The 15,067-nt window shown below is 71.7% G+C and carries 18 protein-coding genes; 6 read left to right on the top strand and 12 right to left on the bottom strand.

Annotated features, from left to right (window positions below):
* Positions 1–11: 11 nt before the first annotated feature.
* The 7 genes from fabF to VFQ84_RS07090 form a co-directional block, all read right to left on the bottom strand.
* Complete coding sequence (gene fabF, locus VFQ84_RS07120) at positions 12–1,250, bottom strand: beta-ketoacyl-ACP synthase II (RefSeq protein ID WP_325130659.1); 1,239 nt, start codon at positions 1,248–1,250, stop codon at positions 12–14.
* 135 nt (positions 1,251–1,385) lie between these two features.
* Positions 1,386–1,625 (bottom strand): acyl carrier protein, encoded by a 240-nt coding sequence (gene acpP, locus VFQ84_RS07115; RefSeq protein ID WP_325130657.1) that lies wholly within the window; start codon positions 1,623–1,625, stop codon positions 1,386–1,388.
* A 130-nt stretch (positions 1,626–1,755) separates the two neighbouring features.
* A complete protein-coding gene (fabG, locus tag VFQ84_RS07110; protein WP_325130655.1) occupies positions 1,756–2,499 on the bottom strand; it encodes a 3-oxoacyl-ACP reductase FabG in 744 nt (247 codons plus the stop codon).
* A 230-nt stretch (positions 2,500–2,729) separates the two neighbouring features.
* A complete protein-coding gene (gene fabD / locus VFQ84_RS07105) occupies positions 2,730–3,671 on the bottom strand; it encodes an ACP S-malonyltransferase (protein WP_325130653.1) in 942 nt (313 codons plus the stop codon).
* 124 nt (positions 3,672–3,795) lie between these two features.
* Positions 3,796–4,776 carry a beta-ketoacyl-ACP synthase III gene (locus VFQ84_RS07100; RefSeq protein ID WP_325130651.1) on the bottom strand — a complete coding sequence of 327 codons (981 nt, stop codon included), beginning with the start codon at positions 4,774–4,776 and terminating at the stop codon, positions 3,796–3,798.
* 136 nt (positions 4,777–4,912) lie between these two features.
* The gene (rpmF, locus tag VFQ84_RS07095) at positions 4,913–5,107 is read right to left on the bottom strand and encodes a 50S ribosomal protein L32 (RefSeq protein ID WP_325130649.1); all 195 of its coding nucleotides are present in this window, start codon (positions 5,105–5,107) and stop codon (positions 4,913–4,915) included.
* Between the two features lie 13 nt (positions 5,108–5,120).
* The gene (locus VFQ84_RS07090) at positions 5,121–5,636 is read right to left on the bottom strand and encodes a YceD family protein (protein ID WP_325130647.1); all 516 of its coding nucleotides are present in this window, start codon (positions 5,634–5,636) and stop codon (positions 5,121–5,123) included.
* Positions 5,637–5,755: 119 nt separating this feature from the next.
* Between VFQ84_RS07090 and VFQ84_RS07085 the strand changes: the two genes are divergently transcribed.
* Positions 5,756–6,241, top strand: coding sequence for a hypothetical protein (locus tag VFQ84_RS07085; protein ID WP_325130645.1), 486 nt, complete (start codon positions 5,756–5,758; stop codon positions 6,239–6,241).
* Positions 6,238–6,813, top strand: a complete 576-nt coding sequence (locus VFQ84_RS07080; RefSeq protein ID WP_325130644.1) for a nucleoside triphosphate pyrophosphatase — start codon at positions 6,238–6,240, stop codon at positions 6,811–6,813. The genes VFQ84_RS07085 and VFQ84_RS07080 overlap by 4 nt, the downstream gene beginning before the upstream one ends.
* Here the strand turns inward: VFQ84_RS07080 and VFQ84_RS07075 are convergent.
* The gene (locus VFQ84_RS07075) at positions 6,798–8,645 is read right to left on the bottom strand and encodes a glycosyltransferase family 39 protein (protein ID WP_325130642.1); all 1,848 of its coding nucleotides are present in this window, start codon (positions 8,643–8,645) and stop codon (positions 6,798–6,800) included. The genes VFQ84_RS07080 and VFQ84_RS07075 overlap by 16 nt on opposite strands.
* Before the next feature lie 53 nt (positions 8,646–8,698).
* Here VFQ84_RS07075 and VFQ84_RS07070 point away from each other — a divergent pair, with 53 nt between their 5' ends.
* From VFQ84_RS07070 to VFQ84_RS07055, 4 genes are read left to right on the top strand one after another with little or no spacing between them, the layout of a single operon-like run.
* A complete protein-coding gene (locus tag VFQ84_RS07070) occupies positions 8,699–9,652 on the top strand; it encodes a MoxR family ATPase (RefSeq protein ID WP_325130640.1) in 954 nt (317 codons plus the stop codon).
* A 5-nt stretch (positions 9,653–9,657) separates the two neighbouring features.
* The gene (locus tag VFQ84_RS07065; protein WP_414637011.1) at positions 9,658–10,626 is read left to right on the top strand and encodes a DUF58 domain-containing protein; all 969 of its coding nucleotides are present in this window, start codon (positions 9,658–9,660) and stop codon (positions 10,624–10,626) included.
* Between the two features lie 4 nt (positions 10,627–10,630).
* Entirely contained in the window at positions 10,631–12,598 is a 1,968-nt protein-coding gene (locus VFQ84_RS07060) for a transglutaminase TgpA family protein (RefSeq protein WP_414637012.1), read from the top strand.
* A complete protein-coding gene (locus tag VFQ84_RS07055) occupies positions 12,595–13,071 on the top strand; it encodes a Slp/YeaY family lipoprotein (RefSeq protein ID WP_325130635.1) in 477 nt (158 codons plus the stop codon). Before VFQ84_RS07060 ends, VFQ84_RS07055 begins: the two co-directional genes overlap by 4 nt.
* Positions 13,072–13,078: 7 nt before the next feature.
* Here the strand turns inward: VFQ84_RS07055 and VFQ84_RS07050 are convergent, their stop codons facing one another.
* The 4 genes from VFQ84_RS07050 to VFQ84_RS07035 form a co-directional block, all read right to left on the bottom strand.
* On the bottom strand, positions 13,079–13,420 hold the full coding sequence (locus VFQ84_RS07050) for a histidine triad nucleotide-binding protein (RefSeq protein ID WP_325130633.1): 342 nt from the start codon (positions 13,418–13,420) through the stop codon (positions 13,079–13,081).
* 11 nt (positions 13,421–13,431) lie between these two features.
* Positions 13,432–14,034: a recombination mediator RecR gene (gene recR, locus VFQ84_RS07045; RefSeq protein WP_325130631.1), complete on the bottom strand. Its 603-nt coding sequence runs from the start codon at positions 14,032–14,034 to the stop codon at positions 13,432–13,434.
* Between the two features lie 10 nt (positions 14,035–14,044).
* Positions 14,045–14,371, bottom strand: coding sequence for a YbaB/EbfC family nucleoid-associated protein (locus VFQ84_RS07040; protein WP_325130629.1), 327 nt, complete (start codon positions 14,369–14,371; stop codon positions 14,045–14,047).
* 15 nt (positions 14,372–14,386) lie between these two features.
* Positions 14,387–15,067 (bottom strand): DNA polymerase III subunit gamma/tau C-terminal domain-containing protein (locus VFQ84_RS07035; protein WP_414637010.1); only part of this gene is annotated, 681 nt, incomplete at its 5' end.

Below are 15,067 nucleotides of genomic sequence, written 5' to 3'. Positions count from 1 at the left end.
CCGTCGCGGGCTCAGAGCCGGCGGAAGACCAGGGTGCCGTTGGTGCCGCCGAAGCCGAAGCCGTTCGAGACCGCCACGTCCACCTGCTTCCGGCGCGCCTCGTTCGGCACGTAGTCCAGGTCGCAGCCTTCGCCCGGCGTGTCGAGGTTGATGGTGGGCGGGATCACGCCGGTGTGCAGCGCCATCACCGAGAACACCGCCTCGACGCCGCCGGCCGCGCCCAGCAGGTGGCCGGTCATCGACTTGGTGGAGCTGACCATCATGTCGCGGGCGTGGTCGCCGAAGGCGGACTTGATCGCCATCGTCTCGCCCAGGTCGCCCAGCGGGGTGGAGGTGCCGTGCGCGTTGAGATAGCCGACCTGGTCGGCGTTGATGCCGGCATCCTTCAACGCCGCGCGCATGCAGCGCGCCGCGCCGTCGCCGTTCTCGCTGGGCGCGGTCATGTGGTAAGCGTCGGAGCTGGCGCCGAAGCCGGCCAGCTCGCAGTAGATGCGGGCGCCGCGGGCCTTGGCGTGCTCGTATTCCTCGAGGATCAGGATGCCGGCGCCGTCGCCGAGCACGAAGCCGTCGCGCTCCTTGTCCCAGGGCCGCGAGGCGCGGGTGGGGTCGTCGTTGCGGGTCGACATCGCCTTCATCGAGCAGAAGCCGCCGACCGAGGTGGGCGTGCAGCCGTGTTCGGCGCCGCCGGCGACCATGATGTCGGCGTCGCCGTACTGGATCATGCGCATGGCGATGCCAATGGAATGGTTGGAGGTGGCGCAGGCCGAGACCGCCGAGAAGTTCGGGCCCTTGATGCCCTTCATGATCGTCAGCTGGCCCGGCAGCATGTTGATGATGGTGCTGGGCACGTAGAACGGCGAGACCTTGCGCGGACCGCCCTCGTGCAGGGTGATCGCGGTTTCCTCGATGCCGCGCACGCCACCGATGCCGGCGCCGATGATGGCGCCGATGCGCTCGGCGTTGGCGTCGGTCACTTCCAGCCCGGCGTCGTCCATGGCCTGGAAGCAGGCGGCGAGGCCGTAGTGGATGAAGGTGTCCATCTTCTTGACGTCCTTCGGCGGCAGGAAGGACTTGGCGTCGAAGTCGCGCACTTCGCCGGCGATGCGGGTGGCGTAGGCCGACGCATCGAAATGCGTGATCGGGCCGATGCCGCTGCGGCCGGCCTGGATGCTGTCCCAGGCCGAGGCCAGGGTGTTGCCGATGGGCGAGACGATGCCCATTCCGGTGACGACGACGCGACGATGACTCATGGCGAAACTCCGCATGGATTCAGGGTGCGTGGCGGTGCCACGCATGCGCCGGCGCACGTGCCTGCGCTGGGGCCGGTTGCCGAAAACGCGCAGGGCCGCGCAAGCGCGGCCCTGGCGTGGAGACCGCTAAGGCACTCAGGCCTTGACGTGCGCCTTGATGTAATCGATGGCCTGCTGGACCGAGGTGATCTTCTCGGCCTCTTCGTCCGGGATCTCGCACTCGAACTCTTCCTCGAGGGCCATGACCAGCTCGACGGTGTCCAGCGAGTCGGCGCCGAGGTCATCCACGAACGAAGCGTTGATGGTCACTTCCTCTTCCTTCACGCCCAACTGTTCGATGACGATTTTCTTGACGCGTTCTTCGATGCTGCTCATGGATCGTTCTCCTCCCGGAGGGATGTTTTCGGGCGCATTGTAATGAAAAGGAAGCCGCGGCGGGCGCCGGTCGCGCCGCGGCCTGGATCGGGTGGCGGGATTCTAGCGCAAATCCAGCCACGACAAGGGGTTAGGGCATGTACATGCCGCCGTTGACGTGCAGGGTCTCGCCGGTGATGTAGGCGGCCGCCGGGCCGGCCAGGAAGGCCACGGCCCGGGCGATGTCCTCGGGCTCGCCCAGGCGGCCCAGGGCGATCTGGCCGACCAGGGCCTCGCGCGAGGCTTCCGGCAGGTCCTTGGTCATGTCGGTCTGGATGAAGCCCGGGGCGACGACGTTGACGGTGACGCCGCGGCTGCCGATCTCCTTCGCCAGCGACTTGCTGAAGGCGATGATGCCGGCCTTGGCCGCCGCGTAGTTGGCCTGGCCGGCGTTGCCGGTGACGCCGATCACCGAGGCGATGTTGATGATGCGGCCCTTGCGCGCCTTCATCATGCCGCGCATCACCGCCTTCGAGGTGCGGAACACCGAGCTGAGGTTGGTGTCGAGGATGGCCTGCCAGTCCTCTTCCTTCATGCGCATCAGCAGGTTGTCGCGTGTGATGCCGGCGTTGTTGACCAGGATCGAGACGGGGCCGAAGGTCTTGCCGATCTCTTCGAGCACCGCTTCGACGTCCGCGCCGCTGGCGACGTCGAGCTTGCGCCCCGCCCCGCCCTGCCCGGCCAGCCGCTCGCCGATGGCGGCGGCCCCGGCGTCGGTGGTCGCGGTGCCGATCACCGTCGCGCCCAGCGCGGCCAGCTCGGCGGCAATCGCCGCCCCGATCCCGCGGCTCGCGCCGGTCACCAGCGCCACTTCACCTTTCAGTACTTCGGACATCTTTGGTTACTCCGTTTAGAGCGGTTCTTGCCACGGATGGACACGGATGGACACGGATAGGGCAAAAGCAATTCTGACGCGGATCAACGCGGATAAAAGCGGATAGAGCAAGGCTTACAGTTGATCGCCGCGAACCCATCAAAACGCTTTTGATCTATCCGCGCTCATCCGCGCAAATCCGCGTCAAAAAGCTCTTATCCGTGTTTATCGGTGTTCATCCGTGGCAAACATCAGCTTTTCCAATCCGCCAACGCGCCATCGAAGTCGGCAGGCGTGCCGAGGGCGCGGGCGTCGAGGGACTTGTCGATGCGCTTGGCGAGGCCGGCGAGGACCTTGCCGGGGCCGCATTCGGCGACGCGGGTGGCGCCGCGGCCCGCGAGGGCCTGCACGCAGTCGGTCCAGCGCACCGGCAGGTAGAGCTGGCGGACCAGCGCATCGCGGATGGCGTGCACGCCGGCGTGCACCTCGCCGTCGACGTTCTGCACCACCGGCAGCGAGGGCTCGCGCCATTCCATGCCGGCCATCACTTCGGCCAGGCGGTTGGCGGCTTCGCGCATCAGCGGCGTGTGCGAAGGCACCGACACCGCCAGCTTGACCATCTTGCGCACGCCCTGCGCCGACAGCGCGGCCATGGCGCGATCGACCGCGGCGGCATGGCCACCGATCACGATCTGGCCGGGCGAGTTGTAGTTGGCCGGCACCACCACCTCGTCGCCGCTGGCGTCGCGGCAGGCCTCGGCGACCTGCGCATCCTCGGCGCCCAGCACCGCCGCCATCGCGCCGGTGCCGGCGGGCACCGCCTGCTGCATCAGCCGGCCGCGCTCGCGCACCAGGCGCGCGCCGTCGGCCAGCGTGATCGCACCGGCGGCCACCAGGGCCGCGTACTCACCCAGACTGTGCCCGGCAAGCAGCGACGGGCGCGGGCCACCCGCGGCTTCCCACGCGCGCCAGGTGGCGACGCCTGCGGCCAGCAGCGCCGGCTGGGTGAATTCGGTCTGGTTGAGCTGTTCTTCCGGCCCCTGCTGCGACAGCGCCCACAGGTCGATGCCCGCGCCCGAGGACGCCTCGTCGAAGGCCGCACGCACCCCCGGATGCGCCGCCGCGAGATCGGCCAGCATGCCGAGCGACTGCGAGCCCTGGCCGGGGAAAACGAAAGCAAGCGTGTGGCTCATGCAAGGAAGTCCGGTGGTCGTCAGCGCGCCATGATAAGCGAGCCGGGTGGCCGGGCGTCTGTACCGAAGCGTAGGGTCCGGCGCCCGCCACGCGCGGACGCCGCGGCGTCGCCGTGGGGTCGGCTCAGTAGCGGATCAGGGCCGAGCCCCAGGTGAAACCACCGCCGAAGGCCTCGAGCAGCATCAGCTGGCCGCGCTGGATCTTGCCCGAACGCACCGCCTCGTCCAGCGCCAGCGGCACCGAACCGGCGGAGGTGTTGCCGTGCTTGTGCACGGTCACGATGACGCGGTCCATCGGCATGTCCAGCCGCTTGGCGGTGGCTTCGATGATGCGCAGGTTGGCCTGGTGCGGGATCAGCCAGTCCAGGTCGGACTTCTGCAGGCCGTTGGCGGCCAGGGTTTCATCGACGACCGAATCGAGCGCCTTCACCGCATGCTTGAAGACCTCGTTGCCGGTCATCAGCACGCGCACGCCGGCGTTCTTCTCGTCGGGCTTGAAGCCCACCGACACGCCGACCGGGTTGTACAGCAGCTCATTCTTGCCGCCATCGGCATGCAGGTGGGTCGACAGCACGCCGGCTTCGGCGTCGGCCTTGAGCACGACGGCGCCGGCACCATCGCCGAACAACACGCAGGTGTTGCGGTCGGACCAGTCGAGCATGCGCGTCAGGGTTTCGGCACCGACCACCAGCACGGTCCGGGCATTGCCGGCGCGGATGAAGTTGTCGGCGACGCTGAGGGCGTAGATGAAGCCCGAGCAGGCGGCGTTGACGTCGAACGCGGCGCAGCCGTTGGCGCCCAGCCGGTGCTGCAGCAGGCAGGCGGTGGACGGGAAGATCAGGTCGGGGGTGGTGGTGCCGACGACGATCATGTCCAGGTCGGCGGCGGTGACGCCGGCGGCCTGCATCGCGGCCAGGGCGGCGCGCTCGGCCAGGTCGCAGGTGGTCTCGCCCTCGGCGGCCACGTGGCGCTGGCGGATGCCGGTGCGGCTGGCGATCCACTCGTCGCTGGTCTCGACGAACTGCTCGAGGTCCTTGTTGGTCAGGATCTTCTCCGGCAGGCCACTGCCGGTACCGGCGATACGCGAGTAAACAGCCATCCTCATCCCCTCAGGCCTGGTCGGGCACAAAAGCACGCGGCGGGACCAGGCCCGCCGCGTTCAGCATACGTCCGATCGCCGCCATCGGGTGGACCCGGGGGCGAACAGGGTCGGTCGGCCCGCCCGGAGGCAGGCGCCGGGATCAGTCTTCGGCCACCACCGACGACTTCACCTCGATGACCTTCTTGCCACGGTAGTAGCCGTCCTTGGTCACGTGGTGGCGGATGTGGGTCTCGCCCGAGGTCGGGTCGGTGGACAGCTGCTTCGCGGTGAGGGCGTCGTGCGAGCGGCGCTGGCCGCGGCGGGACGGGGTGACGCGGGACTTCTGGACGGCCATGGTCTATCTCCAACTACTTCTTGTGTGCCTTCAACGCGGCGAGCGCGGCGAAAGGGTTCGGTTTTTCTTCTACCTCGACGTCGGCGGGCCATTCGGCCGTGACCTCCGTCGAGCGCGGATCTATGGGTACCACCGGGATGGCGAGGATCAGTTCGTCCTCGACCAGCTCGGCCGGATGCATCTCGCCGCCGACATCGAGCAGGAACGGCTCCATGTCTTCCGGCAGCGACGCCTCCCGGGCCTCGTCGGTCAGCAGCCCGAGGCGCTGGAACACCGAGACCGGGTGCAGGAAACGTTCGAGCGTCCGCTGGCACTGGAGCGGCAGCTCGGCCTCGATGCGCAGCTCGACGAAAGGCAGGTCGAGCACGGCATCGCGGCCGAATTCCATCTCGTAGCGGCAGTCGCCTTCGGCATCCACCAGGCCGTCGCGCAGCCGGGTCATCCCCGACAGCGGCAGGCGGCCTTCGAAACGACGCTTGGCCGAGACCATGCGCCAGGCATCGAGCACGGGAGGCAGGGGCACGGACATAAGCGCGAAATGATAGGCCCCGTCACGCGGCATGTCAAACCTAAGCCTTTGCGGAAACAGGGGTTTGCCCGGCTCGCGGGCGCTGGTGCAGACTGCCGGCTGCCGTCCGGAAGCCGCTCATGCCCAACTTCATCGTCCTGGCCGGCCTGGCCGCCCTGGTCCTGGCCCTGCCCCTGCTCTGGTGGATCCTGCGCGGCCGCCGCCGCGATCGCGCCCTCGCGCGCCTGCTGGACCTGGCCGACGAGATGCAGGCCCTGCTCGAACGCAGCCAGGACCGGATGCAGGCGATGCAGGCCGTGGTGGGCCGGGTGCCCGCCGACATCGCCGCCGTCGCCCACGCCTCGCTCGACCGCACCCTGCCGATCCGGGACGCCAAGCGCGACATCCTCCAGCACCGGCTCTGGATCCAGAAGAACGGCGCCACCGCCAGCCAGGCCGAACTCGACGCCGCCTGCGCCGCCCTGGACCGGGCGCGGGCCAGGCTGTCGGCCCAGCTGGGGGAGCTTGAGCGCGCGGGCGCCGAGCTGGCCCAGGCCACCGAGGCCAGCGCCGAAGCCGCCCGCCGCGAGCCGCCGAACCTGCGCCGGGACGCCGGCACGCCATGACCCCGCTGGTGCTGGCCTCCACCTCGCGCTACCGGCGCGAGCTGCTGGCGCGGCTGGGCCTGCCATTCACGGTGGACCGGCCGGACGTCGACGAAAGCCCGCGCCCCGGCGAGGCCCCGGCCGCCCTGGCCCGCCGCCTGGCCGAAGCCAAGGCCCGCGATGTCGCCGCTCGCCATCCGGGCGCCTGGGTCCTGGGTTCGGACCAGGTCGCGGACCGCGACGGCCAGCCGCTGGGCAAGCCCGGCGACCGCGACACCGCCCACCGCCAGCTGGCGGCCGCGTCGGGCCGCGAGGTGCAGTTCCACACGGCGTTTTGCCTGGTCCGCGACGACGCGCCGGCGCTGGACGGCCTGGACCTGACCCGGGTCCGCTTCCGGGTCCTCGATGACGCGGCGATCCTGCGCTACCTCGACGCCGAGCAGCCCTACGACTGCGCCGGCAGCTTCAAGTGCGAAGGCCTGGGCATCAGCCTGTTCGAAGCCATCGAGAACCGGGATCCGACCGCCCTGGTCGGCCTGCCGCTGATCGCGGTGGCCCAGGCCCTGCGTCGCGCCGGCTACCGGCTGCCCTGAGCCTCGACCCGGACCCGCTGCGCCGGCCAGGTTTCCACGCTGCCGTCGCGGCCGTGCAGCACCAGCCCCAGCCAATGCTCGCCGGGCGCGAGGCGGTCGGCGGGAATCGCCACCTCGAAGCCCACCCGGTCGTCCTCGCCCGCCAGGGCCCAGTACGCCAACACGTCCGGCCGGGACTGCGAAGGCGCGGCGCTGGCGACCACCCGTCCCGCGAGCGTCACGTCGATCCGGGCCAGCCCGGCGCCCGGTCGCAGCGCCCAGCCCCGCACGCCCGACGCCCCGAGCCCGGCACCGGGCGCCGGCGAATCAATCCAGGCCAGGGACGGCAGCACGCAGCCGGTGGCGCCGGGCACCCCCCGGAACAGCAGGAAGCGCTTGCGCCCGTGGTCGACGTTGAGCACCTGCGCCGGCGGCAGGCTGCCGGCGCGCGCGCATAGCGAACGATAGCCTTCGAGCCGCTGCTTGAGCGGGCGCGCGGTGTCCTCGACCACCAGCAGCACCGGGTCGTTGCCCCAGTCCGCGCGACCGGCGCTGAGCAGTCCCCACTGGGCCAGCTGCACGGCGCGACCGTGCTTCACGTTGAGCGGATGCTCGAGCACCAGCACGTCATCGCGGTCCAGGGCGAAGGCCAATTCGGCGCCCACCATGAAATTGTCGGCCACCAGCCGCGTGCCGGCCGGCATGCCGGCCAGCGCGTCCGCCACTTCGCGCGACACCTCGGACCACCCGGCGAAATTGTCGGGATAGGCCGGGCCCGCCGCCAGCGCCGCGCGGCCCTCGGGCCGCGACACCGCCACCATGGACGAGAACAGGGCCGCCAGCCCCAGGCCCGCGGTGGCGAACAAGCACCAGCGCGCCCGCGGAGGCCACTGCGCCAGCACCGGCGGCGCGACGCAGGCCAGCAGCAGCCAGCCCGGCAGTGGCCAGTGGAAGCTCACGCGCTGGATGTCGGCGAAGAACGCCATCAGGAAGTAACCCGGCACCGCGACCGTGGCCACGCCCAGCACGAAGCGCCAGGGCACCGCACCCACGGCCTGCCGCCGCTGCCACGCGAGCCCGAGGGCACCCAGCAGCAGGAAGAACAGCATCGGCGTCAGCAGCACCGCCTGCACCAGCGGCCACCACACACCGAGGCCGTGCAGCTGCCACGGATGCCTTTCGACGAACTGGAAGCCGAGGCCGGCGCCCGAATGCGCCAGGTTCCAGGCCAGCAGCGGCCACCAGGCCAGGGCCCCGAACGCCAGCGCCACCCAGAGCGCGGGCTCGCGCAGCAGCGCGCGGCCACGCGGGTCGAGCAGCAGCCCGACGCCGCCCGCGGCGACCACCAGCGCGAACCGGTAGTGCGACAGCGCCCCCACCGCCAGTCCGAACGCCAGCCACGCCGCGGCGCCCCAGGACGCCCGCACCAGCATCCGGGCGAACGCATCGACACAGACCAGGGTGGCGAACAGCATCGGCACGTCCGGCAGCGCCAGCAGCCCCATCATCCCGGCCAGCGGCATCAGCAGCGCGATCCACCCCGCCTGCCAGCCCGCGGCCTCGCCGAACCAGCGCCGCGAGATCACCACCACCTGCCAGGGCAAGGCCGCCCCAATCAGCAGGAAAGGCACGCGCATCGCCAGCGGCTGCATGCCGCCGACCTCGGTGCCGAGACGGATCAGCCAGGCGGTGAGCCCCGGCAGGTCGGAGTAGGCCCAGGCCAGGTGGCGCGACTCCAGCGCATAGAAAGCCTCATCGCCGAACGGCGGCAGCGACACCGCCAGCCAGGCCTTGGCCAGCAGCAGCAGCGCCCACGCCGCGATGAACTTCACGCGCAGGGAACTCAGGGCCATGCCAGCATCCGGGGAGTTATCCTTCCTAAGCATTCACGGACCGGACGCACGACATGACCGCGCAGCCCATCACCGCCGACATCCTAACCGACGCCACGCGCCAGGCCCTGGGCGACGCGCTCGCCCAGGTGAACCGGCTGGTGCTGGGCAAGCCCCGCGAAGTCCGGCTGGCCTTCACCACCCTGCTCGCCGGCGGCCACCTGCTGATCGAAGACCTGCCGGGGCTGGGCAAGACCACGCTGGCCCGCGCGATGGCGGCGACCCTGGGCCTGGATTTCCAGCGCATGCAGTTCACGTCCGACCTGCTGCCCTCCGACATCATCGGCGTGTCCATCTTCGACCAGACCGCGCGCGAGTTCCGCTTCCATCCGGGCCCGGTGTTCACCCAGCTGCTGCTGGCCGACGAGATCAACCGCGCGCCGCCGCGCACGCAGAGCGCGCTGCTCGAGGCGATGGCCGAACACCAGGTCACGGTCGACGGCACCTGCCACGTGCTGCCGCAGCCCTTCTTCGTGGTCGCCACCCAGAACCCGGTCGACCTGGCCGGCACCTTCCCGCTGCCCGACTCGCAGATGGACCGCTTCCTGATCCGGCTCAAGCTGGGCTATCCCGACGCCGACGCCGAGCGCGAGATGCTGTCGGGCGAAGACCGCCGCGACCTGATCTCGCAAAGCCTGCCGCTGCTGGGCAGCGACCAGCTGCTGTCGCTGCGCGGCGCCGTCGAACAGCTGCACGCCAGTCCGTCGCTGGTCGCCTACGTGCAGGCCCTGCTGCAGGAAAGCCGCCGCCACCCCGGCGTGCAGGTCGGGCTGTCGCCGCGCGCCGGCCTGGGCCTGCTGCGCGGCGCGCGCGCGCACGCCCTGCTCGACGGCCGCGGCCACGTGCTGCCCGAGGACGTGCAGGCGCTGTTCGCCCAGGTCGCGGCGCACCGGCTGGTGCCCGAGTCGGAATCCGAGGGTCGCGACGCCCTCGCCGAAAGCATCCTTCGCACGGTGGCGGTGGACTGACCGCGGTGGCGCGCCCGCTGGACCTGGTGGAGCGCCTGAGCGAGCGGCTGGCCCGGCTGCCGCTGGTGCGGCCGCGCGCGATCGAGCCGGTGCCGGTGCTGCTCGATCGTCGCCGCGTCTACATCCTGCCCACGGCCTTCGGCCTCTTCCTGGGGCTGATGCTGCTGGCGATGCTGGTCGGCGGCCTGAACTACAACAACAACCCGGCGCTGCTGCTGGCCTTCGTGGTGATGGCGGTCGCGCACAACAGCCTGGTGCACGCCCACCTCACCCTGTCCGGCGTGCGGCTGATTGCGCTGCACGCCGAACCCGTGCACGCCGGGCGGGCGATGTCGCTGCGCTTCGCCTTCGACGCCGCCGGCCAGCGTCGGCGCCCCGGGCTCGAGCTGCGCGCCGCGGGCGAGGAAGCCTTCTTCGACCTGATGCCCGGCGAGCGCACCGAAGTGGTGCTGCCGGTGCCGACCCACCAGCGCGGCTGGCTGGTGCTCGACCGCATCCGGCTGTGCACGGTGCGGCCATTCGGGCTGGCGCGCGCCTGGTGCTGGCTGCGGCCCGATGTCCGCCTGCTGGTCTACCCGACGCCGGACGCCCAGCCGGTACCCCTGCCCGACCTCGGCGGCGACGGCCAGGCGGCCCGCGCGCGCAGCCACGGCGAGCAGCCGCACCAGCTGCGCGACTACCGCACCGGCGACACCCTGCGCCAGGTGGCGTGGAAAACCTCGGCGCGGATGGACCGCCTGCTGGTGCGCGAATACGAGTCCACCGCCCGCAGCGAGATCGAGCTCGACTGGTACGGCCTGGAACACCTCGAGCACGAGGCCCGCATCCGCCGGCTGACGCGCTGGGTGCTGGAGGCCGAACGCCAGGACCGGCGCTTCAGCCTGCGCCTGCCCGCGGTGCGGTTGGGCCCGGCCTCCGGTCCCGAACACCGCCACGCCTGCCTGCGCGCCCTGGCGCTGATGCCCCGTGGCTGAGCGCATGCCCGGTCCGGTGAGGCGTTGGTGCCTGGCGGCCGCGGCGGCCTGCCTGCTGCCGCTGCTGCTGCAGGTGCGGGTCGAGCTGGCGCTCGGGCTGGCGGTGCTGGCGGCGGTCGGCATGGCGTTCGCGCGCCCCTGGCCGGCGGTGCTGCGGCTGCTGATGGTCCTGATGGTGATCGGCTACGTGCTGGCCAGCCACGGCTTCAGCCTCGGCCGCGACACCGGCTGCGCGCTGCTGGCGGCGATGCTGGCGCTGAAGATCTTCGAGACCCACGAACTCCGCGACGCGCGCAGCCTGCTCGGGTTCTCGCTGTTCGCGCCCTTCGCCGCCTTCCTGCAGGACCAGGGGCCGCTGACGATGGCGCTGGCGCTGCCGGCGGTGGGCGGACTGCTGCTGGCCCTGTCGGTGCTGGCCGAACATCGGCCCGGCGCCGCGGCGCCCGGCTTCGACCGGCGCCGGGCCGGGCTGGCGGCGGCAGCCATCGGGATGTCGCTGCCGCTCGCGCTGGCGGGGTTCTGGCTGTTCCCGCGGCTGGGCAGCCCGCTGTGGGGCATGCCGGAGAACGCGGCCGGCCGCAGCGGCCTCAGCGACCGGATGACGCCCGACCAGTGGGTCGAGATGTTCGCCGACGGCACGCCGGCGCTGCGGGTCCGCTTCCTGGGCGACGAGCCCGGCCGCAACGACATGTACTGGCGCGTGCAGGTGCTGTGGGACTTCGACGGCCGCACCTGGAGCCGCGGCGACGTGCGCATCCCCGACCGGCCGCCGACGGTCCGGCCGCGCACGCCGACGCTGCGCTACGAAGTGGCGCTGGAGCCGACCGACCGGCGCTACCTGCCCGTGCTGGATACGCCGATGTCCGCGCCGGTGGGCACCGACGACGGCAGTTCCCTCGGCGCCGAACTGGGCAGCGACCTCACCGCGCGGCCGGCGCTGCCGGTGGTGAACCTGCTGCAGTACCAGGCGACGGCGGCGATGCGCGCCGACGTCGGCGAGCGCCTCGACCCTCGCGAGCAGCGCGCCGCGCTGTCGCTGCCGGCCGGACTGAACCCGCGCACCCGGGCGCTGGCCGAACAGTGGCGGGCCGAGGCCGGCGGCGACGACGAGGCGGTGGTCCGTCGCGCCCTGGCGTGGATCGGCGAGGCCTTCAGCTACAGCCTCGACGTGCCGCCCAGCGGCCGCAACGCGGTGGACGATTTCCTGTTCGAAACCCAGGTCGGCTTCTGCCAGCACTTCAGCTCGGCCTTCGCCAACCTGATGCGCGGCGCCGGCATCCCGACCCGGGTGGTGATCGGCTACGCCGGCGGCTACCGCAATCGCTACGGCGACTACTGGATGGTGCGCGGCATGGACGCCCACGCCTGGAACGAAGTCTGGCTGGACGGCCGCGGCTGGGTGCGCGTGGACCCGACCGCCGCGGTCGCGCCGTCGCGCATCCTGGACACGATCGAAAGCCGCGCCCAGGCCAACTCGCTGGTGCCGGACCAGTTCACGCCGCTGCTGGACATGGCCGACTGGATGCGGCGCGGCTGGAATGACTTCGTGCTCGGCTTCAACGCCGCGCGCCAGGCCAGCCTGCTGCGGCCGCTGGGCATCGACCAGGCCAGCACCGGCCAGCTGGGCGCGGCCTTCGCGATCGGGGCCGGGCTGGCGCTGGCCCTGACCCTGTTGGTGCTGATGCGCGGACGACCGACGCCGCGGCATCCGGTCGACGCCGCCTGGCGCGTGTTCGTGCGCCGGCTGCGGCGCGCCGGCATCGCCAAGGCCGTGCATGAGGCGCCGCTGAGCTTCGGCGATCGCCTGGCGGCCCTGCTGCCGGCCCAGGCCGGTGCGCTGGCCGCGCTCAGCCGGCGTTATGCCGACTGGCGATACGCTCCGGACGGATCGACCCCCGCCGACGAGGCGCAGCTCGCCCGCGACCTGCGTGCCTTCCGGCCCACCGCGCCACGCCAGGGACCTTCGCCATGACACGACGCCTGATCGCTGCCTCCGTGCTGCTGCTGCCGCTGCTTGCCGGCTGCGTGCTGGCGCCCGAGCCCCTGCGGGGCGAATTCTCGGCGCTCGCGCCGCGCGAGGCCCGGCAGGCCAGCGTCGACCCGGCCGGCCAGCGCGTGCGCTGGGGCGGCCGCCTGCTCGAGGTCACCCGCTTCGACACCCATACCTGCTTCCTGGTCGCCGCCGAACCGCTGGGCGAAGACGCCCGGCCCTACGCGCGCGGAACGAGCCAGGGCCGCTTCCTCGCCTGTCGCGCCGGCGCCTACGACCCGGCGGTGTTCTCGCCCGGGCGCGCGGTGACGTTCACCGGCACGGTGGCCGACAACGACGTCCAGCCGATCGCGGGCGGCTACCGCATGCCGCGGATCGATGCCGACGTGGTCTACCTGTGGCCGGAATCGCCGGGCGACGCCCGGGTCCGCACGCCCTCGCCCTACGCCTGGTAACCCGGGCTCAGCCCGGCGGCCAGGCCATCGGCCGGCCGGCCAGCAGGTGCAGGTGGATGTGGAAGACGGTCTGGCCGCCGTCGCCGTTGCAGTTCATCACCACCCGGTAGCCGTCCTCGGCGAAGCCTTCGCGTTTGGCGTAGGCGGCCGCGGCCATCGCCAGCCGGCCCACCACGAGCTCGTCGCCGGCGCCCAGGTCGTTGAGCGTGGGTACCGCGCGCTTGGGGATGAACAAGACGTGCACCGGCGCCTGCGGATGGATGTCGCGGAAGGCCAGCACGTGCTCGTCCTCGAAGACGACGTCGGCGGGGATCTCGCGGGCGATGATCTTGTCGAAAATCGTGGCCATGGCGGTGTCCTTCAGGAAGGGATCTCGGTGCGCGAACCGAAGGCGTGCGCCAGCGTGCCGCGGTCGACGTACTCGAGCTCGCCGCCGATCGGCACGCCGTGCGCCAGCCGGCTCGGCCGCACCTTGGCCTGGTGCGCCAGCTGCGCCAGGTAGTGCGCGGTGGCCTCGCCTTCGACCGTGGGATTGGTGGCGATGATCAGCTCGCGCGGCTCGCCGCTGGCCAGGCGCTCGGCCAGTTTGTCCAGGCCCAGTTCGCGCGGGCCGATGCCGTCGAGCGGCGACAGCCGGCCCTGCAGCACGAAGTAGAGGCCGCGGTAGCCGGTGGCCTGTTCGATCACCAGCCGGTCGGCCGGCGATTCGATCGCGCACAGCAGGCTGCGGTCGCGCGAACCGCTGGCGCAGATCGGGCACAGCGGGGTTTCGCTGAAGTCACGGCAGGACTCGCAGTGGCCCACGCGCTCGACCGCCTCGGCCAGCGCACCGGCCAGGCGCAGACCGCCCTCGCGGTCGCGCTCGAGCAGGTGGTAGGCCATGCGCTGGGCCGATTTCTGGCCGACGCCGGGCAGGCAGCGCAGCGCCTCGATCAACTGTTCAAGCAGCGGCGATGCACTCACCGGGAACGACTCAGAACATCCCCGGGAGTTTCATGCCGGGCGGGATCGGCATGCCGGCGGTGGCGGCGGACATGCGCTTCTGGCTTTCCTCGTTGGCCTTGTTCACCGCATCGTTGAACGCCGCGGCGATCAGGTCCTCGGCCATCTCGGCGTCGGCGAACACCGACGGATCGATGCGCACGCTGCGGCACTCCATCTTGCCGCTCAGCGTGACCTTGACCACGCCGCCGCCGGACTGGCCCTGCACCTCGATGTTGGCCAGTTCGTCCTGGGCCTTCTTGAGGTTTTCCTGCATGCGCTGGGCCTGCTGCATGAGTTGGGCGATGTTGCCTCGCATGGTGTGTTCCTTTTCTCAGTGATCGTCGAGGGGACGGATGGATTCGGTGAGGACGGTGGCGCCCTGACCGACCAGGCGGCTGACCACGGGGTCGGACAGGAAGGCCGACTCGGCCTCGGACTGGCGCTGGCCGCGCTCGCGCTCGGTGCGCGCATGCAGGGTGTCGCCGGCGTTGGCGCGGGCGGATTCGAAGCGGATCTGCGGCGGTGCGCCCAGCGGGCCGGACAGGGCCTGGGCCAGCTGCCGCACCAGGCCTTCGCTGCGCAGGTGGTCGAAGCTGTCGGGCAGCGACAGCTGCAGCACGCCGTCGCGGTGGCCGCAGAACGCGCTGTGGGCCGCCAGCTCGCGCACCGGGCCCTTGAGCCCGACGCTGGCGACCAGCGACAGCCAGTCCTCGGCGTTGGCGAGCACCTGGCCGGAGGCGCCGCCGGCGACGGACGGGACGGACGCGAGCGCATGCGGCGCGGCTTGGTCGTTTGGGTGCGAGCGCACGGGCGCGGGCGCTTGCTCGGCGTGCCGCGGTGCCTCGGCGTGCGACGGCGCGACGTGTCGCTGTGCCTCGGCGTTCGACGGCGCGGCGTGTCGCTGTGCCTCGGCGTTCGACGGCGCGGCCGCGCGCGCCGGAGGCGCCGTCGGGGCCGCGGGCCGCGACTCGACCGTCGGCGGCGCGACCGGGGCGGCGGACGCCGCGGCACC

Origin of the sequence: Arenimonas sp., assembly GCF_035721105.1 — a bacterium.
Classification (GTDB): domain Bacteria; phylum Pseudomonadota; class Gammaproteobacteria; order Xanthomonadales; family Xanthomonadaceae; genus Arenimonas.
The sequence above is the reverse complement of the archived record's forward strand: the minus strand, read 5'-3'. Positions and strand labels throughout refer to the sequence as shown.

Bases quoted from the DNA above. Each gene is read 5' to 3' on its own strand.
- fabF (WP_325130659.1), bottom strand. From the start codon at position 1,250: ATGAGTCATCGTCGCGTCGTCGTCACCGGAATGGGCATCGTCTCGCCC.
- acpP (WP_325130657.1), bottom strand. From the start codon at position 1,625: ATGAGCAGCATCGAAGAACGCGTCAAGAAAATCGTCATCGAACAGTTG.
- fabG (WP_325130655.1), bottom strand. From the start codon at position 2,499: ATGTCCGAAGTACTGAAAGGTGAAGTGGCGCTGGTGACCGGCGCGAGC.
- fabD (WP_325130653.1), bottom strand. From the start codon at position 3,671: ATGAGCCACACGCTTGCTTTCGTTTTCCCCGGCCAGGGCTCGCAGTCG.
- VFQ84_RS07100 (WP_325130651.1), bottom strand. From the start codon at position 4,776: ATGAGGATGGCTGTTTACTCGCGTATCGCCGGTACCGGCAGTGGCCTG.
- rpmF (WP_325130649.1), bottom strand. From the start codon at position 5,107: ATGGCCGTCCAGAAGTCCCGCGTCACCCCGTCCCGCCGCGGCCAGCGC.
- VFQ84_RS07090 (WP_325130647.1), bottom strand. From the start codon at position 5,636: ATGTCCGTGCCCCTGCCTCCCGTGCTCGATGCCTGGCGCATGGTCTCG.
- VFQ84_RS07085 (WP_325130645.1), top strand. From the start codon at position 5,756: ATGCCCAACTTCATCGTCCTGGCCGGCCTGGCCGCCCTGGTCCTGGCC.
- VFQ84_RS07080 (WP_325130644.1), top strand. From the start codon at position 6,238: ATGACCCCGCTGGTGCTGGCCTCCACCTCGCGCTACCGGCGCGAGCTG.
- VFQ84_RS07075 (WP_325130642.1), bottom strand. From the start codon at position 8,645: ATGGCCCTGAGTTCCCTGCGCGTGAAGTTCATCGCGGCGTGGGCGCTG.
- VFQ84_RS07070 (WP_325130640.1), top strand. From the start codon at position 8,699: ATGACCGCGCAGCCCATCACCGCCGACATCCTAACCGACGCCACGCGC.
- VFQ84_RS07060 (WP_414637012.1), top strand. From the start codon at position 10,631: ATGCCCGGTCCGGTGAGGCGTTGGTGCCTGGCGGCCGCGGCGGCCTGC.
- VFQ84_RS07055 (WP_325130635.1), top strand. From the start codon at position 12,595: ATGACACGACGCCTGATCGCTGCCTCCGTGCTGCTGCTGCCGCTGCTT.
- VFQ84_RS07050 (WP_325130633.1), bottom strand. From the start codon at position 13,420: ATGGCCACGATTTTCGACAAGATCATCGCCCGCGAGATCCCCGCCGAC.
- VFQ84_RS07040 (WP_325130629.1), bottom strand. From the start codon at position 14,371: ATGCGAGGCAACATCGCCCAACTCATGCAGCAGGCCCAGCGCATGCAG.